The 24,762-nt window shown below is 66.4% G+C and carries 14 protein-coding genes; 1 reads left to right on the forward strand and 13 read right to left on the reverse strand.

Annotation, left to right across the window (positions count from 1 at the left end):
* Positions 1 to 4: 4 nt before the first annotated feature.
* From KUW00_RS02660 to KUW00_RS02675, 4 genes are all read right to left on the reverse strand, one after another.
* The gene (locus tag KUW00_RS02660; RefSeq protein WP_108448117.1) at positions 5 to 1,255 is read right to left on the reverse strand and encodes a sarcosine oxidase subunit beta family protein; all 1,251 of its coding nucleotides are present in this window, start codon (positions 1,253 to 1,255) and stop codon (positions 5 to 7) included.
* Positions 1,256 to 1,339: 84 nt separating this feature from the next.
* A complete protein-coding gene (gene glyA, locus KUW00_RS02665; RefSeq protein WP_222515598.1) occupies positions 1,340 to 2,647 on the reverse strand; it encodes a serine hydroxymethyltransferase in 1,308 nt (435 codons plus the stop codon).
* Positions 2,648 to 3,085: 438 nt separating this feature from the next.
* A complete protein-coding gene (locus KUW00_RS02670) occupies positions 3,086 to 4,294 on the reverse strand; it encodes a GlxA family transcriptional regulator (RefSeq protein ID WP_222568180.1) in 1,209 nt (402 codons plus the stop codon).
* Between the two features lie 155 nt (positions 4,295 to 4,449).
* Positions 4,450 to 5,556 carry a hybrid-cluster NAD(P)-dependent oxidoreductase gene (locus tag KUW00_RS02675; RefSeq protein ID WP_124802720.1) on the reverse strand — a complete coding sequence of 369 codons (1,107 nt, stop codon included), beginning with the start codon at positions 5,554 to 5,556 and terminating at the stop codon, positions 4,450 to 4,452.
* 360 nt (positions 5,557 to 5,916) lie between these two features.
* On the opposite strand from KUW00_RS02675, the gene KUW00_RS02680 reads away from it, so the two are divergent.
* Positions 5,917 to 7,203 carry an aromatic ring-hydroxylating oxygenase subunit alpha gene (locus tag KUW00_RS02680; RefSeq protein ID WP_222515599.1) on the forward strand — a complete coding sequence of 429 codons (1,287 nt, stop codon included), beginning with the start codon at positions 5,917 to 5,919 and terminating at the stop codon, positions 7,201 to 7,203.
* Between the two features lie 212 nt (positions 7,204 to 7,415).
* On the opposite strand, the gene KUW00_RS02685 is transcribed toward KUW00_RS02680, so the two are convergent.
* From KUW00_RS02685 to KUW00_RS02725, 9 genes are all read right to left on the reverse strand, one after another.
* Complete coding sequence (locus KUW00_RS02685) at positions 7,416 to 10,898, reverse strand: putative bifunctional diguanylate cyclase/phosphodiesterase (RefSeq protein WP_222568181.1); 3,483 nt, start codon at positions 10,896 to 10,898, stop codon at positions 7,416 to 7,418.
* A 385-nt stretch (positions 10,899 to 11,283) separates the two neighbouring features.
* Positions 11,284 to 12,435 (reverse strand): sugar diacid recognition domain-containing protein, encoded by a 1,152-nt coding sequence (locus tag KUW00_RS02690; protein WP_222568182.1) that lies wholly within the window; start codon positions 12,433 to 12,435, stop codon positions 11,284 to 11,286.
* Between the two features lie 119 nt (positions 12,436 to 12,554).
* On the reverse strand, positions 12,555 to 12,830 hold the full coding sequence (locus tag KUW00_RS02695; RefSeq protein ID WP_222568183.1) for a hypothetical protein: 276 nt from the start codon (positions 12,828 to 12,830) through the stop codon (positions 12,555 to 12,557).
* 180 nt (positions 12,831 to 13,010) lie between these two features.
* Positions 13,011 to 15,965, reverse strand: coding sequence for a formate dehydrogenase subunit alpha (gene fdhF, locus KUW00_RS02700; protein WP_222568184.1), 2,955 nt, complete (start codon positions 15,963 to 15,965; stop codon positions 13,011 to 13,013).
* Positions 15,965 to 17,722 (reverse strand): NADH-ubiquinone oxidoreductase-F iron-sulfur binding region domain-containing protein, encoded by a 1,758-nt coding sequence (locus KUW00_RS02705; protein WP_222568185.1) that lies wholly within the window; start codon positions 17,720 to 17,722, stop codon positions 15,965 to 15,967. The genes fdhF and KUW00_RS02705 overlap by 1 nt, the downstream gene beginning before the upstream one ends.
* Positions 17,723 to 17,826: 104 nt before the next feature.
* Positions 17,827 to 18,957, reverse strand: a complete 1,131-nt coding sequence (locus KUW00_RS02710; protein WP_261391948.1) for an electron transfer flavoprotein subunit beta — start codon at positions 18,955 to 18,957, stop codon at positions 17,827 to 17,829.
* On the reverse strand, positions 18,947 to 20,371 hold the full coding sequence (locus KUW00_RS02715) for an electron transfer flavoprotein subunit alpha/FixB family protein (protein ID WP_222568186.1): 1,425 nt from the start codon (positions 20,369 to 20,371) through the stop codon (positions 18,947 to 18,949). The genes KUW00_RS02710 and KUW00_RS02715 overlap by 11 nt, the downstream gene beginning before the upstream one ends.
* A complete protein-coding gene (locus KUW00_RS02720; protein ID WP_222568187.1) occupies positions 20,368 to 22,497 on the reverse strand; it encodes a DUF3483 domain-containing protein in 2,130 nt (709 codons plus the stop codon). The genes KUW00_RS02715 and KUW00_RS02720 overlap by 4 nt, the downstream gene beginning before the upstream one ends.
* 60 nt (positions 22,498 to 22,557) lie before the next feature.
* A complete protein-coding gene (locus tag KUW00_RS02725; protein WP_222568188.1) occupies positions 22,558 to 24,660 on the reverse strand; it encodes an NADH:flavin oxidoreductase in 2,103 nt (700 codons plus the stop codon).
* Positions 24,661 to 24,762 lie beyond the last annotated feature (102 nt).

Consider the following 24,762-nt stretch of genomic DNA (forward strand, 5'->3'; position numbering starts at 1 on the left):
TGAATCAGTGGGCGACACCGGCGGCGCCGTGTTCGTCGATCAGCGCGCCGCTGTGGAAGCGGTCGATCGAGAAGGGGGCAGCCAGCGGATGCATCTCGCCCTTGGCCAGGCTCGCCGCGAACACATGCCCGGAACCGGGGGTCGCCTTGAAGCCACCGGTGCCCCAGCCGCAGTTGAAGTAGAGCCCCTCGATCCGGGTCTTCGACAGGATCGGACAGGCGTCCGGGCAGGTATCGACGATGCCGCCCCACTGCCGGTTCATGCGCACCCGCGAGAAGATCGGGAACATCTCGACGATGGCCTGCAGGGTGTGCTCGACGGTGGCGTAGCTGCCACGCTGGCCGTAGCCGTTGTAGCCGTCGATGCCCGCGCCGATGACCAGGTCGCCCTTGTCGGACTGGCTGATATAGCCGTGCACGTGGTTGGACATCACCACGGTATCGAGCACCGGCTTGAGCGGCTCAGACACCAGCGCCTGCAGCGGGTGGCTCTCCAGCGGCAGGCGCAGCCCGGCCAGCGAGGCCATCACCCCGGAGTTGCCGGCGGTCACGCAGCCCACGGTGCGAGCCTCGATATCGCCGCGATTGGTGTGCACCCCAAGGATGCGGCCGTCGCGGATCTTGAACCCGGTCACCTCGGTCTGCTGCAGAATGTCGACGCCGAGTGCATCGGCACCACGGGCGTAGCCCCAGGCCACGGCGTCGTGGCGGGCGACCCCGGCGCGGGGCTGCCAGGAGGCCCCCATCACCGGGTAGCGCGCGTTCTTCGAGCAGTCGAGGATAGGCACGATCTCCTGCACGCCCCTGGCGTCGAGCACCTCACCGTCGATGCCGTTGAGCCGGTTGGCGTTGACCCTGCGCTGGATGTCGCGCATGTCCTGCAGGGTATGGCCAAGATTGAGCACGCCACGCTGGGAGAACATCACGTTGTAGTTGAGATCCCGGGACAGCCCTTCCCACAGCTTCATCGAGTGCTCATAGAGCGCGGCAGCCTCATCCCACAGATAGTTGGAACGCACGATGGTGGTGTTGCGGGCGGTGTTGCCGCCGCCCAGCCAGCCCTTCTCGATCACCGCGACATTGCGCACGCCAAATTCCTTGGCCAGGTAGTAGGCGGTGGCCAGGCCGTGGCCGCCACCACCGACGATGATCACGTCGTAGGCGGCCTTGGGGGTCGGGTTGCGCCACTGGCGCTGCCAGTTCTCGTGGTGACTCAGGGCGTGGCGGGCCAGCGCGAATCCGGAGTAGCGTTGCATAGGGTGTCCCTCAAAACTCTGGGCTAGAGCGTGTCTGAAAAGTGCCTGGGCGGTCGCTGGTGCGTCACGACCGCCGGGGGGTCATCAGGCCGGCACGGCAGCGGCTTGCCGAGGGGTCGGATAGACCGGGTGGCGCGCGCATAGCTCGCCGACCCGCTGGCGTACGTCGGCCTCGATGGCGGCGGTGTCCTCGCCACGGGCCAGCACGTCCAGCACATCGCAGATCCAGCCGGCAAGCCGCTCGCACTCTTCGGCATCGAAGCCGCGGGTGGTCACCGCCGGGGTCCCGATGCGCAGGCCCGAGGTGACGAAGGGGCTCTGCGGGTCTCCCGGTACCGCGTTCTTGTTGACGGTGATGTGCGAGCGACCCAGGGCTGCGTCGGCGTCCTTGCCGGTGATCCCCTGGCGAATCAGCGAGACCAGAAACAGATGGTCTTCGGTGCCGCCGGAGACCACGTCGTAGCCGCGCTCGAGAAAGGTCCCGGCCATGGCCTTGGCATTGACGATGACCCGCTCCTGGTAGCGCACGAAGTCCTGGTTCATGGCCTCGCGGAAGGCCACCGCCTTGGCCGCGATGACATGCATCAGGGGGCCGCCCTGCTGGCCGGGGAAGACCGCGCCGTTGAGCTTCTTGTACAGCGCCTCGTCACCGCTGGCGGACAGGATCAGGCCACCGCGCGGCCCGCGCAGGGTCTTGTGGGTGGTGGTGGTGACCACGTGGGCGTGGGGCAGCGGGCTTGGATAGAGCCCGGCCGCCACCAGACCGGCGACGTGGGCCATGTCCACCAGCAGCCAGGCGCCGACGCTGTCGGCGATGGCGCGAAAGCGGCGCCAGTCGACCACCTGGGAGTAGGCCGAGAAGCCGGCGACGATCAACTTGGGGCGATGCTCCCTGGCCAGACGCTCGACCTCGGCGTAGTCGATCTGGCCGGTGGCCTCGTCCAGACCATACTGCACCGCGTGGTAGTGCTTGCCGGAGAAGTTCGGTGCCGCGCCATGGGTCAGGTGGCCGCCGTGAGCCAGGCTCATGCCGAGCACGGTATCGCCGGGGGACACCAGCGCCATGAAGGCGGCGGCATTGGCCTGGGCGCCGCTGTGGGGCTGCACGTTGGCGTAGTCGGCGCTGAACAGCGCGCAGGCCCGCTCGATGGCCAGACGCTCGACCACGTCGACGTGCTCGCAGCCGCCATAGTAGCGCTTGCCGGGATAGCCCTCGGCGTACTTGTTGGTCAGTTGGGTGCCCTGGGCCTCCATCACCGCGGGACTTGCGTAGTTCTCGGAGGCGATCAGCTCCACATGATCCTGCTGGCGAACGACCTCGTCGGCGATGGCCTCGGCGATCTGCGGATCGAACCGGGACAGTGACGAGCTGGACAGATGAGCGCTTGGCATGGGGTATCTCCGATAATGGCGAAGCGCCTCTTCGCGGCCGCTTTCGCCTGGTCGATATTGTCGTTGTGATGGCTGACGAAGACGGGCAGTCCCCCGCCTCCAAGGTAAGCCGCTATCCCGGCGCCGATATTCTGGAAACGACATCGGCGTCGCCGTCAGGGACATCGACGCTGCCCGGACCGGCCCAGACCGGCCCAGACCGGCCCAGATGGGCCCAGATGGGCCCAGATAGGCCCAGACGGGCCCAGACTGGCTGAGCACGGCTCAGACGAGCGCAGGTGCCCGTCGGGATAAGGTCATTGAAGCCGAGCGGCTCCTTCAGAACTTGAACAAATGCGACAGCTTTGTTGGACGCAGGCATGAGCCGAGCGCCGTGGAAGAGCGCTCGGATGACGTTGTCAGGAGAACTATCCGGGGCAATTGCGCCAGCGGGGGCGCTCAGCGATGCCCCAGACGTGCACCGACATGCAGGAAGAAGGGATCGACGCCGGCCTCCTCGCGACCGACGGGATCGCGCCGCAGGCGCGAGGGTGACTGTCCGAAGGCGCTGCGGAAGTGGCGGGAAAAGTGGGCGGTGTCGGCGAAACCACAGCGCTCGCCGATCTCGGTGACGCTATGGTCGGTGAAGTACAGAAGCCACAGGCCGTAGCGCAGGCGCAGGTCACGGGCGAACTTCTGCGGGCCGACACCGAAGGCCTGGCGAAACTTGCGCTCGAGCCCCCGACGCGAGGCGCCGGCGCGCGTCGCCAGCTCATCCACCGACAGCGGCTCGCCCAGATGCTGCTCGAGAATCGCCACGGCACGACGCACGATGCGATCCTCGATGCGATCGAAGACCACCGGCTGGGGCTGGGAGTGGTCGCCGCTTCGGTGGCCGTCCAGCAGCATGATGTGCAGGCTCTTGCGTGCCCAGGCGCGTCCCAGGTGGCGCTCCACCAGATAGGCGGCCAGGTCCGCCGCCGCAGCGCCACCGGCACAGGTCAAGCGGTCGCCATCGTCGACATAGAGGCGGTCGGCCACCGCGCTGACGGCGGGAAAACGCCGGGTCAGATCCAGGTGGTGGTACCAGCTGACGCAGCAGCGCCGCCCCTCCATCACACCGGCCTGGATCAGCGAGTAGACCCCGGTGCACACCCCCACCAGCGGCACGCCCAACTCTGCCGCATGGCGCAGATAGTCGAGGGTGCCGCCATCTCGCTCGGGGCGGTTTCGCTCGAGAGCCCGTCGTTCATGGCTCGTTCGTTCAGGGCTACCAGGTTCCTCGCCATCCCCCAGCACCCCGCCGATGACCACCAGGTAGTCGAACTGGCGGGGATCACAGAAAGGCTGCCCATGACGCCCCCCTATCGGCTCGCAGGGCGAGATCACCGCACCACAGCTTGACGCAACCTCGGCGCCATCCTCTGACAGAAAGCGCCAGCGGCAACGTAGCTGACGACTGCGGTCGCCCTCGTCGGACGCCAGCCGCAGGCAGTCGACGAAGGCAGCAAAGGGCAGCAGGGTAAAGCGCGACAGCAACACAAAGCCCACCGACAGCGCCGGCGTGAGCGGCTCGCCGCCAGAGACATCGGCGTGCCCTTGCTGTGCTGACGCTGGTGCCGGCGATGGCCGTGATGGATGGAGCGGGTGCAGGGGCGAGGATGGCATGGCGTCCGAATACCAGCAAAAATCAGACTCCAGCCTAACCGAATTTCTCACGGCCCTCCTATTTATCAACGCCATACGGAGTCACCTGCACCGGACGGTTACACCACTGCCGCGCTGGGTGGCCCACGACCCTCCTCCGCCGGGAGCCACCGCCGCTACCAGTCCACCGTGACGTTACCCCTGGGCCGACTGCAGCAGGACAGGATGAAGCCCTCGGCCACGTCCTCGTCGGTGATACCACCGTTGTGTTCCATGTCCACCTCGCCGGCGACCAGTGGCACCCGGCAGGTGCCGCAGATGCCCATGCCGCAGGCCTTGGGAATATGCAGTCCGAGCTTTGAGGCCGCGGCGTGCACGGTCTCGCCCGGCTGGATGCGTACGCTCTTGCCCGCCGAGGCGAATTCGACACAGTGCATGTCGGCCGCAACGAGCTCCTCGGCCTCCGCCTCGGCCTGCTCCGCCAGCTCGTGGACGTCTTCCTGGACGTCGACCGGCGTGGCACCGAAGGATTCCTCGTGGTAGCGACTCATGTCGAAGCCACGCTGGGTCAACAGACGCCTGACCGCCGACATGAAGGGCGTGGGCCCGCAGCAGAAGACCTCTCGATCAAGAAAATCAGGCGCCATCAGCTCCAGCATGGGCTCCGACAGGAAGCCGCGGAAACCCGACCAGGCCTGGTTCAGCTCGTTGTCCCGCTCACACACGATATTTAGCCGGAACTCGGGAATGCGCGAGAAGATATGCTCAAGCTCACGGTGAAAGATGATGTCCCTGGGGGTCCTGGCGCAGTGGATAAAGGCCAGGTCCACCGCCGCATTGGTATCGAAGAACCAGCGGGTCATCGACATCAGCGGCGTGATGCCGACACCGCCGGAGAGCATCAGCACCTTGTCGGCGGTGTGGTCGATGCAGTTGAAGTCCCCCACCGGGCCGTGCACCGCCAGCTCGTGGCCCACGTCCATCTGGTCATGCAGCCAGTTGGAGACGCGCCCCCCCGGCACCCGCTTGACGGTGATCGAGAAGCTGTAGGGGATGGAGGGTGAACTGGCGATGGTATAGGAGCGAAAGACGCACTCACCGTCGATCTCGAGCTCCAGAGTGACGAACTGCCCCGGCTTGAAGAAGAACATCACCGGCTGCTCGGCCATGAAGCAGAAGGTTCGGACGTCCCAGGTCTCCTGGATGACCTTGACGCAGCGCACGACGTGGCGGCCATTGGCCCAGGTCTGGGTGGTCACCGGATTGAGAAAATTCGTCACCATGGCGGTTTCGCTCGCAGACAGTCGGCGGTTCATCCAGGCCCCGAACCTCGTTCGAGGCCTGGTCATTGAGCGCATTCTGCCCCTCGCGCCTCGCGCGCCACTTGTCTGATCGCGACATCAGCATACTCGAATCCTCCGGCCACGCTCGCTGCAGCGACAAAGAGGTCGCAACGGCATCATCTAGTGTCGCCGCCAGATACCCAGGGTCATCCCCCTTGCCCCAGACTGCGCAGCATGACAACCGCGACGCACGCCAGCCAATAGCGCCGCTAATGCTTTCCCCTGATCCATAGCGGCGCCCCTTGCCATGGGCCACCGCGCCCATCGACACCGCATCTATCGCATCACGAGGAGTGCACCATGGAGCCCATCGCCCATCTCAATCTGGAGGATCCCCTGGGGGACGCCCGTCGTTTCGCCCTGGAGACGATGTCACATCACCCCTTCGGCTTCTCGTTGCCGCAGCCGTTCTACAACGATGAACGACTGTTCCAGCTCGACATGCAGACCATCTTCGAGCGCGAGTGGATCTTCGCCGGCATGAGCTGCGAGATTCCCGCCAAGGGCAACTTCATCACCCTCGACATCGGCCATAATCCGGTGGTCATCGTGCGCGGCGATGGCGACGCCATTCACGCCTTCCACAACACCTGCCGCCATCGCGGATCTCGCCTGTGCTCCACCGAAAAGGGCAAGCTGGCCAAGCTGGTGTGCCCCTACCATCAGTGGACCTACGAGCTGGACGGACGCCTGCTGTTCGCCGGCACCGAGATGGGCGAGGACTTTCGACTCGAGGACTACGGACTCGCCCCGGTCGCGCTGACCGAGGCCGGCGGCTACCTGTTCGTCAGCCTCGCCGAGAATCCGCCGGACGTGAGCGACCTCAAGGCCATCTTCGACAGCTACCTGAGCTTCTACGACATGGCCAACCTCAAGGTGGCCGTGACCACCACCATCGAGGAGCAGGCCAACTGGAAGCTGGTGCTCGAGAACAACCGCGAGTGCTACCACTGCAACGGCTCTCACCCGGAGCTGATCAAGTCGCTCTACGAGTTTGACGACACCGAGGACCCCCGTGCCACGCCGGAATACCGCAGTCTGGTGGCACGCAAGCAGAAGGAGTGGGACGGCCTCGGCATCCCCTGGAGGATGAGCTGGGCGGGAGGCAAGCGCAATCGTCTGACCCGCACCCCGCTGGTCGAGGGCACCGTGTCCATGACCATGGACGGCAGGGCCGCCTGTCGCCGGCCGCTGACCCATCAGGGCATCGAGGACATGGGCTCCCTGCGCATCCTGCATCTGCCCAATAGCTGGAATCACTTTGTCGGCGACCACGCCGCGGTGTTCCGGGTGCTGCCGCTGGGTCCCCAGCGCACCCAGGTCACCACCAAATGGCTGGTCCACAAGGATGCGGTGGAGGGTGTCGACTACGACGTCGAGAACCTGAGCCGGGTATGGGACGCCACCAACGCCCAGGACCGAAGGCTTGCCGAAGAGAACCAGCGAGGCATCAACTCCCTGGCCTATCGTCCCGGCCCCTACTCCCCCACCTACGAATACGGGGTGATCGACTTTATCGACTGGTACCGCACCACCTTGGCAGCCAACCTGGGCAGCAGCCCGGCGTTGAGCCTGGCCAGCGGCTAGGCGCTGGCGGAAAAGCCCCTGCACTCGTCGACATTGCAGCCCCCTGGGTGTCTCTCTGTCACGGCCTGGTGTCCGACCTGCTGACACAGCCCGCTGACACAGCCTGCTGACATAGCCCGCTGACACAGCCTGCCGTCATCGCTTGCCCCGAAGCCAGCCCTGGTGTCGTCTTCAAGACGACACCAGGGCGGATTTCAGGACTCGGCGGGCGCTCAGCGTCGGCGCGCTTCCGCCCCAATCAAGTCCTGCCGATCCATCGGGACCTCCTGCTGCGGCGCCAGATGGGGGCGACGCAGCAGGCCGGCAAGCTCCCGGAAAGGCACCGGTCGAGAGAACAGATAGCCCTGGAAGGTGGTGCACCCCAGGTCCTTCAGGGCGGCACATTGATGCGGTGTCTCGACCCCTTCTGCCAGCGCCTCGAGGCCCAACTCCTGGGCCAGGGTGATCACGCTGCGACAGACCGCCAGGTCGGGCTCGCTGTCCAGGCACTGGGCGACAAAGCCACGATCGATCTTGATCTTGTCGATCGGTAGGGACTTGAGGTAATCGAAGCTCGAGTATCCCTTTCCGAAGTCATCGATCGCCGTGGTGACCCCGCGGGCCGCCAGGGCCCTCAGTGTACGTGCCACGCGTTCCTGGTCATCCAGCAACATGCCTTCGGTGATTTCCAGCTCTAGACACTCGGCATGCAGGTGGGTCTGATCCAGCGTCTGGCACACGCTCGATAGAAAATCCATGCGATGAAATTCCAGCGGTGACAGGTTCACCGCCACCCGCCCCGGCTTGAGTCCGCTTCGCCACAGGCGCTTGGCGTCGTAGCAGGCCCTGCGCATTACCCAGCGACCCAGATCGATGATCTGGCCGGTTTCTTCGGCCAGTGGAATGAACTCCGACGGCGGTACCCAGCCGAATTCGGGATGGGACCAGCGTATCAGTGCCTCCAGACCGGTGATCCTGCCCTCGCCATCCACCTGGGGCTGATAAAACAACTGCAGACGCTGCTGCTCCATGGCAATACGCAGCGCGTTGCGCAGGGTCACATGACGTCCGGGGACACCGTCGAGGGTGCGTGTGAACAACTGATACTGGTTTCGCCCGCGTTGCTTGGCCTGGTACATGGCCAGATCGGCCTGCTGGATCAGCCGTTGTGGCGACAGAGTGGTCCCGGTGTCCAGCAAGGCGATCCCGATACTCGCGGATATCTGCAGCTGGAAGCCGTCGACGCGGCAGGGTTCACGCAACTGGTTCAGCAGACGCTCGGCCACCGCGATGGCCTTGTCCTTGCCACCGATATCCACCAGCACCAGCACGAATTCGTCCCCGCCCAGACGCGCCAGGGTATCCGAGCGTCGCTGCCCTCGGCTCAGGCGTTTGGCGACCTGTATCAGCACGCGATCTCCGACCTCATGCCCCAGGCTATCGTTGATCGGCTTGAACGCATCCAGATCGATGAACAGCACCGCCAGCCCCTGCCGATGACGTGTCGCCAGGGCTACGTCGTGCTCCAGTCGGTCGGCCAGCAGGGTGCGATTGGGCAGACCCGTCAGGGCGTCGTGGGTGGCCTGGTGGGCCAGCATCTCTTCCTGAACCTTGCGCTGACTGACGTCATCGACGATGCCGATGTAGTGACTTACCCCTTCGCGGAGCGCATGCACCGGCGAGAGCGTCAGGTCGTACCAGCGACCGCCTCCTCCTCCCTGGCTGGCCAGCGCAGTGACCGAGCCCGGCTGCTGGGTCTTCATCCAGTGACAGATCTCGGCTTCGGTCACCGGGTCCAGACACATGGTCCTGGCAAGCTCACTCGCCAGCAGTCCGGTCACCGAAGATGCCGAAGCATCCAGCATGCGGCACAGAGCAGCGTTGGCATACATCACGGGGCAGCCCCTGGACTGGGCGTCGAAGATCACGACCCCATTGCTGCTCTCCCTGAGACAGTGCTCCATGATCGACAGCCTGGCTTGCTCCTGCTGACGCAGACTGATGTCGGCGAAACTGGCGAAAAGGCCCACACAGGCCGCCCCCACCCGGACCTGCTGCAGGCGTATCCTGAAGGTAGAATCCGCGATCGAGCACTCGAACACCACGGACCGCTGTCGCCCGGTCATGACATTGTCGAAGTGCTTCATCAATTCATCGGGCGCATCACCGCATCCCAGCAGTCGACTGGCCACCTCGGTGAAGGGTCGAGCGATAGCCTCCCCTGCCCTGTCACCCAGAGCTTCCGCGGCAGAGTCGTTGAGCGCACCGATCAGGCCCGAACGTCGCACCTGCAGCATCGGCACGGGGTTAAGTCCAAACAGGGAATGAAACTCCTGTTCACGCGTCGCCAGCGAAATCGCCTGCTCTCTACGCAATCGCGCCAGCGCAATCCAGGTCATCAGTTGATAGGTGACAAAAAGGCCCAACGCCAGCAACAGCGCCGGCAATAGCACCCACTTGAGCGACAGCGGCTTCGATGCCTGAACCCGCAGCAGCGTGCCGCCAGCCAGGGCAATATCGTCTCGCATCACGCCGGCCAGCCTGCCGCGCTCGACCCAGACCTCGCGGGCAGCATGGTCCAACGCCTCTGCTGGGCGGAGCCCCAACAGCGACAGGTTCGCCGTCAGTCCTTCACTCATATGCTCAAGCCACGGCATCGTGTCGACCAGTACGACCAGCCGGGGGCCCGCAGCACCGAAGCTGTTGACCTCCAGCAGCGCCTCGCCTTCGTCCTGAATCCACCAGCGCATGGCCTCGTTCTGGCGCTGTTCGAGCCAACTTAGAACCTCGTGCAACGCCAGCATTTCTTCGAGTCGAGACGTCGCCCCATCACCGTCAGCGGGGTTCCAGCGCAATGCGCCCCTGTCCTGCCACCAGACGTAGGCAAGCACCTCTTCCCGGGCCGCAGGACCGGTGGGTTCCGGCGACCCTCCTGCCTGCGTCAGTGGCAGGCTCCATTCGCTCCAGCCCAGGCGGTAGCGTTCTTCCCAATTGGCGATGCGCTCACTCAAGGCATCCAGCTGCGTGCTCAGATCCTGTTTCAGATCGAGCGAATAGAGGTGGTAGCCCCCAAAGCCCACCAGCACGCTGAGACTGGTGCCGATGAGCCCGACCTTGATCACCCTGGGTGCCAGTCGTCGCAAGCTCAAGCTGCGCTGGCGGGCGACCAGCCAGAAGATGACGCCGTAGGTAAACACCATGACGGTGCCAAGCGGTCGAGACTCGAACAGCAAAAGGCGCCAGCGAGGGGCATCCTCCGTCGTCCACAGGATCGAAAAACCCAGCGTACCAGCCACCATGCACACGATTCCCAGGGCCGCGTAGCGCCTGCGCCCGACGCCTCGACCGTGCCACAGACAGAAGGCGAACAGCAGCATCAGCAGCAACGACATTGCCGGCAACGCCTCGAGGCTCACCTGACGATTGACTTGATCAAGCAGCCACACTGCTTGCCCCAGGCTGAACGCCAGCAGTGCCAGCGAGGCCAGCCGCCTGACACGATCACAGCCGATAACCAGCGCCAGAATACCGAGCGTCGCCAGCAACGACGCCACCGCGCCCGAACGGCTGAAAGTCAGAAGATCGAACAGGAACAACGAGGACGAGGAGGAGGCGAACAGGGTATGCAGGGCCATCAGAGCCCCGAAGGTCAGCACCACCAGCAGCAGTGGCGGAAAGCCCAGATTACGTTCTTCCTCGGACTTCCAGTCACTCATCGGCCGGCCTCAGTGGTGAAGGAGCGTCCAGATGGGCGGCGCAAGCCTCCTGGGCGAACGCCTTAGATCAGCCCGCCTCAGGGGAAAGCTGCACAGATTTGTCTCCCTGCTAATTATCCTGCACAAAATGTCGCTACGACTCTCAGTAACTAATTCGTAATTTAATGTAAGAAAAAAGCCACAAGCTAAGCGCCGTGGCTTCACATTCTTATCGCGGGCAAGTCCTGACGGCAGACTTTGTGGCAACCACCACCCTACCTGCAGACACACCAGCAGGCCCGATGCCCCCTGCGACATGATGACGGACAGCATCTAGGCACTACCTCGCAAGCGACAGCTCGCAAGCCGCCGCTCGGCACCTGCGAGAAAGATCAGCCTGTGGGTTTCAATGAGCGCCGTCGCCGGACGACAGCTCCAGACCCAGGAAAAGCTCCACCAGGCCGGTGAAGCAATGGGGAGAAATACCGGTAATCTCGTGGATGCGATCCAGCCGATAGCGCAGAGTGTTGCGATGGACATGCAGGGCATCGGCGCAGCGACTCAGGTTGCCCTCGTGCTCGATCAGCATTGCCAGGGTCTTGAGCAGACGCCCATGGCTGTCGGCGCCACGGATGCGCTCGACCGCCTCGCGCAACTGCTCGCCTTGCCAGCCATCGTTCAGTGGCGACAGCAGCACCGGAAGGCGCAGCTCGTCGTAGTGATAGGTCATTCGCTCGGGAAACTGGCGCTTGCCGATCGCCAGTACCTGCCGGGCGCTCTCGTAGGACAGGTGGAGGTGGCCGGGTGCATCGAAGGCACGCCCGACGGCGACCTTGACCCCGTGAATATCGTGGCGTGCCAGTCGCGCCAGCAGGGCTTCGATAGCCCCGTCGGGGCCTGGGTGTGCGCCCTGCCTGCGCTGTCCAGCCTGATCCATCACCGGCTGGAGCACCAGAGCGCGATGGGGTGACACCTGGGTGACCAGGCTGTCGTGGGCCAGAAGGTCCATCAATCGCTGCATGGCGTCCAGGTCTGCGCTGGGCGATCCTCTGTCCAGTTCGATCAGCACCGCCAGTCGTCGACAGGCGACGTCGATCCCCAGTCGCTCGGCCCAGTCATGAAGTTGCTCGGAAGAAAGCTCGGCGTTGACCCATGACAGGATAAAACCTTCCCGGTGGCGCTTGGCCCACTCAAGCTGACTCAGCATGTCGGCCTGTTCGACCAGCATCTCGGCGGTCACCTTGACCAGCCGCGCCGCCTGACGTACCTGCGATGGCGGACCGGTGATACCGAGCACCCCCACCGTCTCGCCGGCGCACTGAAGCAGCAGATTGATGCCCGGTCGCGCCCCCTTGAAGGCATCGACGTCATGCTCGGATATCTCGAGTCCACTGCCACGCTGTAGCGCCAGCACCGCGCCGTCGTGCAGGGTACCCAGACGCGAGTGATCACCGCTGGCGATGATCACCCCGCGCGCGTCCATCACGTTGATGTTGGCGTCGAGAATATCCTGGGTCTTGTCGATGATCTGCTGTGCGAGCTCAGCGCTCAGAATCATGGGGCCACCTGCCGCCGCTGGCGAAGAAACGCCATCTTCGCCTTGCGACTGAGCGGCTGCAAGCCAGCGGTCTAGCCTGCGCCCCAGGCTGAGCCATAGACGGCACCACAGTCGGCGCCCTAGGCTGAGCCCTTCCCTGCTGCCCTGGATTCGCCGTTATCATCGAGCCCCAGCAGGTGGGCCTGGATGGCCTGATGGACCGACGGCAACAGCACCTCCTGCTTGTCCATCAATTCGTGCACCAGCGCCGCAAGGCCGGGCAGGCCGACCTCACGTGCCTTGAGCCGGGCCATCCTGGCGCAGGTCTCGGGACAGGCATCCTCGGGCAGGCGCACTCCCAGCGCCAACAGCCGATCACGAAAGTCACGACCGTCGATCAGCTCGGCAATCATCATGGTGGGTGACTCCTTGTTGCTGTGTCTTACGTTCAGATTAGGGCTTGTCTGAAAAGTGCCTGCGCTCGGTAATACGGCGTTAAAAATCGGATCAAAATACTCATTTACACCCCGTAAACTGCGCTTTCTCACCGATTTTTGCCTTGTCTAACCTTCGCTCGTCGACTTTTCGGACATCGCCTAGGTGACCTGGGCCGGCTCGGCCCGACTCAAGCGACAGGCGGCATACTTGAACTCCGGAATCTTGCCGTAGGGGTCCAGCGCCGGATTGGTCAGCAGATTGACCGCTGCCTCCACATAGCAGAAGGGTACGAACACCATGCCGTCGGGCATGCCGTCGTCGAGCCGCGCCACCAGGGTGATGGCGCCACGCCGGGTGGTGATGGTCACCCGCTCTCCCGGGTGCACGCCCAGCCGGGTGAGCTCCCCCGCCGACAGGCTGGCCACCGCCTCGGGCTCCAGGTCGTCGAGCACCTGGGCCCGGCGGGTCATCGAACCGGTGTGCCAATGCTCAAGCTGGCGTCCGGTGGACAGCACCGTCGGGTAGTCACGGTCGATGGGTTCATCGGGCGGCAGCGGCAGCGCCGGCGAGAAGCGCGCCTTGCCGCTCGCCGTGGGGAAGGCCTCGGAGAACACCACGTCTTCGCCCGGCGCCCCTTCCGCCAGGCAGGGATAGGTGACCGCGCCTTCGCGCTCGAGTCGCTCCCAGTCGATATGGTTCAGCGAGGCCATCCCCTTCTGCATCTCGGCGTAGACCTCGCGCGGGTGGCCATAGTCCCAGTCGAGGCCGAAGCGCCGCGCCATCTCCTGGATGATCCACCAGTCCGGCCGCGCATCACCGGGCAGCGGCAGCGCCTGGCGCCCTAGCTGCACCTGACGGTTGGTGTTGGTCACGGTACCGTCCTTTTCCGGCCAGCTCGAGGCCGGCAGGATGACGTCGGCGAACTGCGCCGTCTCGGTGACGAACAGGTCCTGCACCACCAGATGTTCGAGGCTTGCCAGCGCACCACGAGCGTGGGTCAGGTCCGGGTCCGACATGGCCGGGTTCTCGCCCAGAATGTACATGCCGCGGATGGTGCCGGCGTGGATGGCGTCCATGATCTCGACCACGGTGAGGCCCGGCTCGGGATCCAGGGCGTCGCCGCTGCCGTCGCTGCTTGTGCCGGCGTTGCCCCAGAGTTCCTCGAAGGAGGCCCGCACCTGGGCGTCGGACACCGGCTGATAGTCCGGCAGCACCATCGGGATCAGGCCGGCGTCGGAGGCTCCCTGGACATTGTTCTGGCCACGCAGCGGATGCAGGCCGGTGCCGGGGCGCCCGGTGTGACCACAGGCCAGCGCCAGCGAGATCAGGCAACGGGCGTTGTCGGTGCCGTGGGTATGCTGGGAGATCCCCATGCCCCAGAAGATCATCGCCCGTTCGGCGTTGGCGTATTCCCGCGCCGCCGCGCGGATCTCGTCGGCGGGCACGCCACAGGCCGCGGCCACCGACTCCGGCGTCTGATCGCGCACCGCTGCCTTGAGCCGCTCGAAGCCCTCGGTGTGCTCACGGATATAGTCCTCATCGAAGAGCTGCTCGTCGATGATGACGTTCAGCATGGCGTTGAACAGCGAGACGTCGGCCCCCGGGGTGAAGCGCAGTACCCGATGGGCATAGGCGCCCATGGCCTGGCCCCGTGGATCGATGATGATGAACCGGGTGCCACCCTTGGCCGCCTGCTTGAAGAAGGTCGCCGCCACCGGATGATTGACCGCCGGATTGCAGCCGGTGAGGATCACCAAGTCGGCGTTCAGCGCCTGCATGAAGGAGGCGGTCACCGCACCGGAGCCGATGCATTCCATCAGCGCCGCCACCGAGCTTGCGTGACACAGCCGGGTGCAGTGGTCGACGTTGTTGGAGCCGAAGCCGGTGCGTACCAGCTTCTGGAACAGCCAGGCCTCCTCGTTGGAGCACTTGGCACTGCCGAAGCCTGCCAGCGCCCTGGGACCGTGGTCGGCCTTGAGCCGGGTCAGGCCCCCGGCGGCCAGCGCCAGCGCCTCGTCCCAGTCGGCCTCGCGAAAATGGGTCAGTGGCCGGGCGGGATCGAAGCCCTCGTCCATGCCCTTGGGCACGCCCTCGCGCCGCACCAGCGGTCGGGTCAGCCGTGACGGGTGGCGGCCGTAGTCGAAGCCGAAGCGTCCCTTGACGCACAGCCGTCCCTGGTTGGCCGGGCCGTCGCGGCCTTCCACGTAGAGGATGGCGTCATCCTTGACGTGGTAGGTCAACTGGCAGCCGACGCCGCAGTAGGGACACACCGAGTCCACCTTGCGCTCGGCGCTGTCGCTGTTACCACGGCCCTGGGCATCGATCAGGCTGGTCGGCGACAGGGCGCCGGTGGGACAGGCCTGGACGCACTCGCCGCAACCCACGCAGCTGCTCTGGCCCATGGCGTCATCGAGGTCGAACACCACCTTGCTGGCGGCGCCGCGATGGGCCATGCCGATGACGTCATTGACCTGCACCTCACGACAGGCGCGCACGCACAGGGTGCAGTGGATACAGGCGTCCAGATTGACCGTCATCGCCGGATGGCTGGTGTCGTGGCCTGCTGTCGCGGAAGCACGGCGCCCCCCGCTCGCATCATCTGCGATCGGCGGGCACTGGCCGGGAAGGCGAGCGCCGGGCGCATGACGCACGACGTCGGGCCTGCGCCTGGGATAGCGTGCGCGGGCGCGGGTGGCGTCCACCGCCAGGTGATCGGCCATCTGCCACAGCTGGCTTGCACGGTCCGGGCTATCGTCGCGCGGCGGCTGATCGCTGAGCAGCAGCTCCAGCACGCCCTCGCGGGCGACCCGGGCGCGCTCGGACGACTGGCTTCTGACCACCATGTCGGGGCGCGCCTCCGTCAGGCAGCTGGCGACGAGCACCCGCTCGCCTTCGATCTCCACCATGCAGGCACGGCAGTTGCCGTCGGCGCGGTAGCCGCTGGCGTCCTTGAAGCACAGGTGCGGTATGGTCTCCCCGGCACGCTTGGCCACCTGCCACAGGGTCTCGCCGGGCCAGGCGCTCACTTCGACACCATCCAGCGTCAGCGTGAAGGACTCAAGCGTCGAATCATCAGCGACGTGGGAGACAAAAGCGTTCCTGGATCCGGTCATCAGCACGCTCCCTCGGCGGTATCGGTGACGATGATGTCGTGGCGCCCCAGATCATCGCGGAAGTGGCGCAGCAGACTCAGCACCGGATTCGGCGCCGCCTGCCCCAGGCCGCAGATCGAGGCGTCCTGCATCACCCGGGACAACCGCTCCAGGTCCTCCACCACCCATCGATCGCGCTCGAGCAGGCTCAGCATCTTCTCGCTGCCGACCCGACAGGGGGTGCACTGACCGCAGGATTCATCGGCGAAGAAGGCCAGCAGGTTGGTGGCCACCGCGCGCAGGTCGTCCTGGTCGGACAACACGATCACCGCCGCCGAGCCGATAAAGCAGCCCTCGGCCTGGAGGGTGTCGAAGTCCAGTGCGATATCCGCCTTGGCAGCGGGCAGGATGCCGCCGGAGGCGCCCCCCGGTAGATAGCCGGCCAACTGATGGCCCGGCGCCATGCCGCCGCCGTACTCGTCGACCAGCTCGCGCAGGCTGATGCCGGCGGGCGCCAGATAGACACCAGGCCGCCGCACCCGCCCGGACAGCGAAAAACTGCGCAGGCCGCTACGCTCGCGCCGGCCCTGACCGGCGTACATGGCCACCCCCTCGCGCCACAGCACCGGTATCCAGTACAGGGTCTCGACGTTGTTGACCAGCGTAGGCCGGCCAAACAGGCCCTTGTGGGCGACCAGCGGCGGACGATGCCTGGGCTTGCCGGGCTTGCCCTCCAGAGACTCGATCATCGCCGACTCTTCGCCGCAGATGTAGGCCCCGGCGCCACGCCTGAGGATAAGCTGGCCCGGCTGCGCAATACCGGCGTCTTCGAGCTCCTCGATGGCCTCGATCAGTACCCGGTGGACGCCGGGATACTCGTCGCGCAGGTAGATATAGACGCCTTCTGCCTCGACCGCCCAGCAGGCCACCAGGGCGCCTTCCAGCATCTGGTGGGGCGCGCGCTCCAGGTAGTAGCGATCCTTGAAGGTCCCCGGTTCACCTTCGTCGGCGTTGACCGCGCACCAGCGAGGACCGGGCTCGGCGCGAACGCTCTGCCACTTGCGATGGGTCGGGAAACCCGCGCCTCCGAGGCCACGCAGCCCCGCGCGCTCGAGCATCGAGGTCAACTCATCGACCGTCACCTGGCCTTCCCGGCAGCCGCGCAGCAGCTCGTAGCCGCCCTCTCGGCGATATTCGTCGAGGCGCTGCCACAGCACCGCCTCGGGATGGGTCTTGCCGGTTTCCACCAGCACCTCAACCGCCTGCGGGGTGGCGTGGCCCAGGTGGTGGTGCCCCACCTCGACCACCGGCGCCAGATCGCAGCGGCCCATGCAGGGGGCGCGGACGACACGCACCTGCTCGGGGTCGAGACCGCCGTTCAGGGCCTCGGCCAGACGCTCAGCCCCGGCAAGCTCACAGGACAGCGAGTCGCACACGCGCACCGTCAGTGCGGGTGGCGGCGCCTCGCCGTCATGCACCACATCGAAGTGAGCGTAAAAGGTCGCCGTCTCGTAGACCGCCGCCATCGGCAGCGTCATGTAGCTCGCAAGCGCCCTCAGCCAGTCAAGCGCCAGATGACCATTGGCGTCCTGGATAGCGTGCAGGTGCTCGATCAATAGATCGCGCCGCCGCAGCTCGGGGTGCTTGCGTTCATCGCCCAGCAACCGACGCAATGCCTCGAGGAGGTCGGGATCGGTCTGGCGCCCCTTGAGGGTCGCCCGGGTACGCCGGGGTCGACTGGCGTCGGAAGTCACGGTGGTATCGGGTTCGACGGTCATTGCTTGACTCTAGTTATGTCCATGTAAGGCAGCGGTGCGGACTTTGCCGGGTCGACGCGCCCTGCCACTGGCGGTCCCTGCCTTGATGCTGGCACCGCTTGGCGTCAGCGTCCATCGCCTTGTGGGCTACCTTGTTGACCGTGCCGGACCCCGCCGGCAGGCAAGACACCCTCTGCCTCGAGCATCGACAGGATGGCGGCGGCCCCTTCTGCGGCCGAGACATCCTCGAGCACCCGACCACCGCCCCCTTCGGCCTTGGCGGCGGCGGCCTTGAAGCGATCGCGGGCGCTGGTGGCGGTGACGATCTTGAGTCGTTTGGGACGTGCCCGGGCCGGTATCAGCGGCCACTGCTCCACCGCCGGGTCCAGCACCAGCTCTTCGCCTGACTCGACCAGACGCAGCTGACCACGCCGGGCAGGACCGAAGGCACTCTGGCGCGCGGCCGGTGCCGCACTGTCCACCCCCAGGATCGCCGGCAGGGTCACCGCCAGACGGCGTCGCTGTCCCTGCGGCAGCGCCTGCAGCACGATGGCCCGGAACAGCGCGGTCTCCTCGCAGTCATTGACCTTGCCCGGCTCGCCGTCCTCAGCGTGCCGCTGGCGACCCTCGATCGCTTCAATACGCTCGAGGGCCACCACCCCAGGGACCCAGGCCCAGCCGAGTTGCTCGGCCAGCACCATGGGCAGCATGCCGGTGCCCTCGCCCTGCTCGGCACGCATCCCGCACAGCACCAGGCGCGCCTGACGGTGGTAAGCGTCCTCCGCCGAGGGCGATGTCAGCGACGCCCGAAGTGGCGCCATGGCGTCCGCCGCCGCCGGTGCCTTGATCCAGCGAATGGCGTCCAGGCCCATGCCCAGATAACCACGCAGCGCTGCTTCGGTGTCGTCGCCCTCCGGCCCCTGGTGCCAGGGAATCAACTCCACCTCGGGAGGGGTCGTCTTCTCAGCCACTAATGCCTCTCTCAGTGACAGCGCCATTTCCAGCGCCCGGGCGTCGCCATCGGCACGCTGGGCGCGACCGGTGAGGCGGTGGCGCCCCACCGACAAAAGCACATCCAGGCGAAGCGAGGTGATGGCGCTGGCTTGTAGGTAGGCAGCGTCTGCGCTGGAGGCGTTGGCGTTGGCGTTGGCGTTGGCGTTGGCTTTGGCTTTGGCTTTGTTTTTGACACCGCCGTTGGTATCGGCACTGGCACCGATCTGGGCTTCGCCATGGGGGGAGGAAGATTCAGGCAACATTCAGGGCCTCCTTCGGGGATGTTTCCGCTGGCCGGGACTCGTGGGTATCGCCACGCTCGCTATCACCTTTGCCTCCACGTTCCCCCCTGGCCTCGACCAGACGTACCAGTTCGGCGAGGATCTCGTCGCCATTGCCAATCACCGACAGATCGGCCCGCTTGACCATATCGCAGCCGGCGTCGCGGTTGACGGCGATAACCTTGTCGCAGCGCTGGATCCCCTGCAGGTGCTGGATCGCCCCGCTGATCCCCACCGCCAGGTAGACCCGGGCGCTGACGAAGGTGCCGGTGGCCCCCACCTGGCGATGGCGTGGCATATGGCCGTCGTCCACCGCCACCCGGGAAGCGCCTTCGCTGGCGCCCAGCGCCTGGGCGGCACGGTGAAAGCCGGGCCAGTCGCCAACGCCATTGCCGCCGGACAGGATAAAGGGCGCCTCGTGCAGGGCGATTTCGGCAGGATCCACCGCCACCGCGCCAAGATCCTCGAGCCTTGCTTGGGGTGTTTGGGGCGCGTGCGGTGGCTCCAGGACCATCGCTCTCGCCTCGTGGCGGGTCTCGACCACTGGCTCGGCGCACTCGGCCAGCGCCATCAGGATGCGCGGCAGCGGACGGGGCTGGTCCTCGCGCCCGGACCCGGTCCGACAGACGCAGGACCCGCCGGTATCGAGCCCGCCATCCGCCTCGACCCGCCACACCCCACAGGCGGGCCGCTCGCCCAGCCGCACCGCCAGCCTGCGCCCCAGATCGCCGCCATCCAGGGCGGTATCCGGGAACAGCCAATGGCGCGGGGCCAGCGCGTCGTCCACTCGAGTACAGGCCGCCAGGCGTGCCTCGGGGGCATAACCCTCCGCCACCGCCAGGCAGACCACCCGATCGGCCCCGGCCTCGCCGAGCGCCTGCTCCAGCGCGGGTGGCGGCGAATCCCCGAACAGGATGGCCACCACGGCCAGTTCAGCACCCTCTGGCTGCAAACCGCTATCGGCCAGTCGACGGGCCAGGCCGAACAGATCGCGATCGTGATCGGTCAGCCTGCCGGTGGCGGTATCCGGGACCACCACGATCCAGCCCGCCGGGGCCTCCAGCGTCACCGCGCGGCGCCGGTCGCGAGCGACCTGAACGTCTATGTTCTGGGCGCGACCTGCAGGCGACGCGGAGGCTCCCGCCTGGACACCGCTGCGGTCGATACGCCGGCGACCGTTGGGGCCAATAAAGCCCACCGCGTGCGGGTTCCGGCGCAACCGCCCCTGGGGGCCCATCCACGCCGGCGGCGAGGTGGCGTCCTCCAAAGCGGCCAGTACCGACTGATGCTGCGGATGCAGGCGGTTGCGGACGATCCAGTCTTGCCGGGGATCGCGACGCCGCCGAGCCGTCGCTACTGGGGTGCTGCCTCGCGTCGCTTCATCGGACGTACTCATTGGCTCAGCTCCTCTACATCACGGCCCACGCCTCGATCCACGACCGGGTCGGCGCCTCTTGCCACACCTCCTTTTGCGGCGACCGTCCTGTCGTGTGCTTGCGTCTTGCGCGCTTGGCGCTTGCCGGCAGGCGGCTCGATCAGCGCCTCCGCCACCAGCTCGGCGATATCGCGCACCTGGGCGGTGGCATCGACCACCCCTTCCAGCATGGCGGTGCACTGGGGGCAGCCCACCGCCACCAGCTCGGCGCCGGTCTCGGCCACGTCGGCCATGCGCATGTCGGGAATCCGCCGCTCGCCGGGCACGTCGGTGATCGGGGCGCCGCCACCCCCACCGCAGCAGCGCGAACGGAAGCCGGAGCGCTGCATCTCGGCAAGCTCTATGCCGAGCGCCGCCAGCACCTGGCGCGGCGCCTCGTATTCGCCGTTGTAGCGCCCCAGATAGCAAGGGTCATGGTAGGTGACACGGCCACGCTGACGGGACTCGAGCGCAAGCCGTCCATCGGCGATCAATTCCTGAATAAAGGTGCTGTGGTGGCGCACCCGATAGTCGCCGCCGAAGGCGCCGTACTCGTTGCCGAGCACGTGGAAGCTGTGGGGGTCACAGGTGACGATGGTCTGAAAGCGATAGTGTGAAAGCGTCGCCACGTTGGCCCTGGCCAGACGCTGAAAGGTCGCCTCGTCTCCCAGCCGGCGCGCCACGTCGCCGCTGTCGCGCTCCTCGTTGCCAAGCACGGCGAAGTCCACCGACGCCGCCCGAAGGATCTTGACCAGGGCACGCAGAGTGCGCTGGTTACGCATATCGAAGGCGCCGTCCCCCAGCCACAGCAGCACATCCACCTGGCCGTAGTCGCGCATCAGGGGGAGCGCCAGGTCGGCCGCCCAGTGCATGCGTGACCCGGGGGCAAAGCCGCCGGGATTGTCCGTGGCGATCAGATTGTCGAGCACCGCCGCGCCCTTGCCCGGGGTCTTGCCGCACTCCAGGGTCAGGTGACGGCGCAGGTCGACGATGGCGTCCACGTGCTCGATCATCATCGGGCACTCTTCCACGCAGGCCCGGCAGGTGGTGCAGGACCATAGGGTATCGGCATCGAGCAGGGCGCCACCCGCCTCGACGACGATGGGTCCTCCCGGCCGGCCCTGGTTCTGAGACTTGTCTTGACCTCTATCTTGAGTGAGCGGCCGGCCGGGATAGGGCGAGCCGTGGTAGCTGTCGGCGCTGGCACCGGTCATGCCCCGCACCATGTCCTGGATCAGCTTCTTGGGATTGAGCGGCTGGCCGGCGGCGAAGGCCGGGCACACCGCCTCACAGCGCCCGCACTGCACGCAGGCATCGAAGCCCAGGCGCTGGTTCCAGGTGAAGTCCTCGGGACACGCCACCCCCAGCGGCGCCTCGGGGTCGTCCAGATCGAGCGCCTTGAGCCCGGTGGAGAGCGGCGTGCGCCCCTCGCGCTCGCTTGAGCGCGTGGAAAAGCGCTCTGCCCGGCGATGCCAGGCCAGGTGCAGCGCACCGGCGAAGGCGTGCTTCATCGGCCCGCCCCAGGTCATGCCCAGCAACATCTCGGCGAGCCCCAGTGCGAGCCCCACCAGCAGCACGCCGGCAAGCGCCCAGCCGAGGATGCCGCCGAGCCAGCCTGGCGGCAGCAGCGAGGACAGCAGACCGACCAGTGCAACGCCGACAAGGCTTGCCGAGAAAACCGTGAGGCTCCTGGGCAGGCGCATCCAGGGGCCACGTGACAGCCGCGCCGGCGGCGAGCGCCGCCGCCTGGCGACCAGCCTGGCACCGACCAGCATCAGCACGCTGGCGGCCAGCATCAGGCCGGTCAGGGCAAGCCTTAGCCCTGACGGCATCGGCACCAGCAACACCAGCAGCATCAGCAGCGCGGCGGCGACGAAGCCCCCGGCGGTGGCCACGTGGGTGTGGGCGAAGGCCTTGTCCCGGGCCACCACGTGGTGCAGATCCACCAGATAGCGTCGTGGCATCGCCGCCAGGCCCGCCAACCAGGGCACCGGCGAGGGCCGCCCGCGTCGCCACAGGGTGAAGCGTCTGGCCCCACCCACCAGGGTCAGTGTCAGCACGGCCAGCACCAGCACGGCCAGCAGGTCAGGAAGAACGGTTGCGGGCATCTTCTATCTCCTCTCGACGAGGGGCAGGCGGGCGGCGACTGGGCCGCCCTCGTGGCTCGCTCAAACGTCCTTGCACAGACGCAGGGCGTCATAGATGGCGGCGTGCACATTGCGCGGCGCCACACCGTCGCCCAGTCGGAACAGCACGAAACCGGCGCTGCGATCTCCAGCGCTGCGACCTTCTGCGTCCAGGTGCGCCAGGCAGGGCTGCGGCCTGGCCGCGTAGAGCGCTTCCAGATCGACCTGACCGCGATTGAGCGAGGCCTCCTTCATCTCGAGGTAAAGCCGCTCGTCCGGGCGCACGCCGTTCTCCACCACGATCTGGTCGACCACACGCTCTTCCTGCACCCCGCTGTACTCGTTCTCGAGCACCGCCACCAGCGACGCCCCCTCGCGGTAGACCTCGTGCAGCATCAGGTCCGAGGTCATGATGACCTCCTTCTCGTACAGGCTGCGGTAGTAGGTGGGGAAGGTGGTGCCCCCCACCGCGGCCCCGGGCTTGATGTCGTCGGTGACGATCTCGACCCGGGCGCCCTTGTCGGCCAGAAAGTCGGCGGCGGATACCCCGGAGAACTCGCAGATGGAATCGAATACCAGCACGTTCTGGCCCGGTGCCACCTTGCCCGAGAGGATGTCCCAGGTGCTGACGACCAGGCTCTTTTCCGGGTCCGGGTCGAAGCCCCAGTCGGCGTACTGGTCGAGAAACGGCCGCCCGCCGGTGGCCAGCACCACCAGGTCGGGCCCCAGGTCGTCGATGGTGGGTACATCGGCCCGGGTGCCCAGGCGCAGGTCCACCTTGAGCCGAGCAAGCTCGAGCTGATACCAGCGGGTAATCCCGGCGATCTGGTCGCGACTCGGGGCCCTGGCCGCCAGGGTGATCTGGCCGCCCAGGCTGTCCTCGGCCTCGAACAGGGTCACTTCGTGGCCGCGTTCGGCCAGCACGCGGGCGGCCTCCATGCCACCGGGGCCGCCACCCACCACCACCGCACGACGCCTCGGGCCTTCGCTCTGGCTGATGACATGTGGCAGGCCCATGTACTCCCGCGATGTCGCCGCGTTCTGGATGCACAGCACGTCGAGACCCTGGTACTGGCGATCGATGCAGTAGTTGGCGCCGACGCACTGACGGATCTGGTCGACCTGGCCCATCTTGATCTTGGCGATCAGGTGGGGGTCGGCGATATGCGCCCGGGTCATCCCCACCAGGTCGACGTAGCCGCCTTCGAGGATGCGGTTGGCCTGGGTCGGGTCCTTGATGTTCTGGGCGTGGATCACCGGCACGCTGACCACTTCCTTGATGCCCGCGGCCAGGTGCAGGAAGGGCTCCGGCGGATAGGACATGTTGGGAATGACGTTGGCCAGGGAATTGTGGGTGTCACAGCCGGAGCCGACCACGCCGAAGAAGTCCACCTTGCCGGTGGCGTCGTAGTAGGCGGCGATGGCCTTCATGTCCTCGTGGGTCAGGCCATCGGGGTGGAACTCGTCGCCGCAGATGCGCATGCCCACCACGAAGTCGTCGCCGACCTCGGCACGCACCGCCTTGAGCACCTCCAGGCCAAAGCGCATGCGGCCCTCGAAGGTGCCGCCCCAGGCGTCCTCGCGCTTGTTGACGCGGGGGCTCCAGAACTGGTCGATCAGGTGCTGGTGCACGGCGGACAGCTCGACCCCATCGAGACCGCCCTCCTTGGCCCGGCGCGCGGCCTGGGCGAAGTCACCGACGATGCGCCAGATTTCCTCTTCCTCGATGGTCTTGCAGGTGGAACGATGGACCGGTTCGCGGATGCCCGAGGGCGACACCAGGGTGGGCCAGTCGTGGCCATCCCAGCGCGAACGACGCCCCATATGGGTAATCTGGATCATGATCTTGCCGCCGTGACGGTGCACCGCCTCGGCCAGATTCTGGAAGTGCGGGATGATGCGGTCGGTGGACAGGTTGACTGAGCTCCACCAGGCCTGGGGGCTGTCGATGGAGACCACCGAGGAGCCGCCGCAGATGCATAGCCCGCAGCCGCCCTTGGCCTTCTCCTCGTAGTAGCGCACGTAGCGCTCCGTGGTCATGCCACCGTCGGTGGCGTGGACCTCGGCGTGGGCGGTGCTGACCACGCGATTGCGAATGGTCTGACTGCCGATGGTGATCGGCTCGAAGATCGCGTCAAAGGCCATGGGGAAACTCCTCTGCCCGGACGAAGGTGGAACCACGACAGACGCCTTGGCCTGCGGTGGTCGCTGACTGGGGTCGCTGACGGGAGCCGCTGGCTGGGCTCG

Origin of the sequence: Halomonas sp. DP5N14-9, from assembly GCF_019802175.1 — a bacterium.
Classification (GTDB): domain Bacteria; phylum Pseudomonadota; class Gammaproteobacteria; order Pseudomonadales; family Halomonadaceae; genus Halomonas; species Halomonas litopenaei.

What these genes read in the sequence shown, in the direction of transcription:
- KUW00_RS02660 (WP_108448117.1), bottom strand. Translation starts at nt 1,255, where the DNA reads ATGCAACGCTACTCCGGATTCGCGCTGGCCCGCCACGCCCTGAGTCAC.
- glyA (WP_222515598.1), bottom strand. Translation starts at nt 2,647, where the DNA reads ATGCCAAGCGCTCATCTGTCCAGCTCGTCACTGTCCCGGTTCGATCCG.
- KUW00_RS02670 (WP_222568180.1), bottom strand. Translation starts at nt 4,294, where the DNA reads ATGCCATCCTCGCCCCTGCACCCGCTCCATCCATCACGGCCATCGCCG.
- KUW00_RS02675 (WP_124802720.1), bottom strand. Translation starts at nt 5,556, where the DNA reads ATGGTGACGAATTTTCTCAATCCGGTGACCACCCAGACCTGGGCCAAT.
- KUW00_RS02680 (WP_222515599.1), top strand. Translation starts at nt 5,917, where the DNA reads ATGGAGCCCATCGCCCATCTCAATCTGGAGGATCCCCTGGGGGACGCC.
- KUW00_RS02685 (WP_222568181.1), bottom strand. Translation starts at nt 10,898, where the DNA reads ATGAGTGACTGGAAGTCCGAGGAAGAACGTAATCTGGGCTTTCCGCCA.
- KUW00_RS02690 (WP_222568182.1), bottom strand. Translation starts at nt 12,435, where the DNA reads ATGATTCTGAGCGCTGAGCTCGCACAGCAGATCATCGACAAGACCCAG.
- KUW00_RS02695 (WP_222568183.1), bottom strand. Translation starts at nt 12,830, where the DNA reads ATGATGATTGCCGAGCTGATCGACGGTCGTGACTTTCGTGATCGGCTG.
- fdhF (WP_222568184.1), bottom strand. Translation starts at nt 15,965, where the DNA reads ATGACCGGATCCAGGAACGCTTTTGTCTCCCACGTCGCTGATGATTCG.
- KUW00_RS02705 (WP_222568185.1), bottom strand. Translation starts at nt 17,722, where the DNA reads ATGACCGTCGAACCCGATACCACCGTGACTTCCGACGCCAGTCGACCC.
- KUW00_RS02710 (WP_261391948.1), bottom strand. Translation starts at nt 18,957, where the DNA reads ATGTTGCCTGAATCTTCCTCCCCCCATGGCGAAGCCCAGATCGGTGCC.
- KUW00_RS02715 (WP_222568186.1), bottom strand. Translation starts at nt 20,371, where the DNA reads ATGAGTACGTCCGATGAAGCGACGCGAGGCAGCACCCCAGTAGCGACG.
- KUW00_RS02720 (WP_222568187.1), bottom strand. Translation starts at nt 22,497, where the DNA reads ATGCCCGCAACCGTTCTTCCTGACCTGCTGGCCGTGCTGGTGCTGGCC.
- KUW00_RS02725 (WP_222568188.1), bottom strand. Translation starts at nt 24,660, where the DNA reads ATGGCCTTTGACGCGATCTTCGAGCCGATCACCATCGGCAGTCAGACC.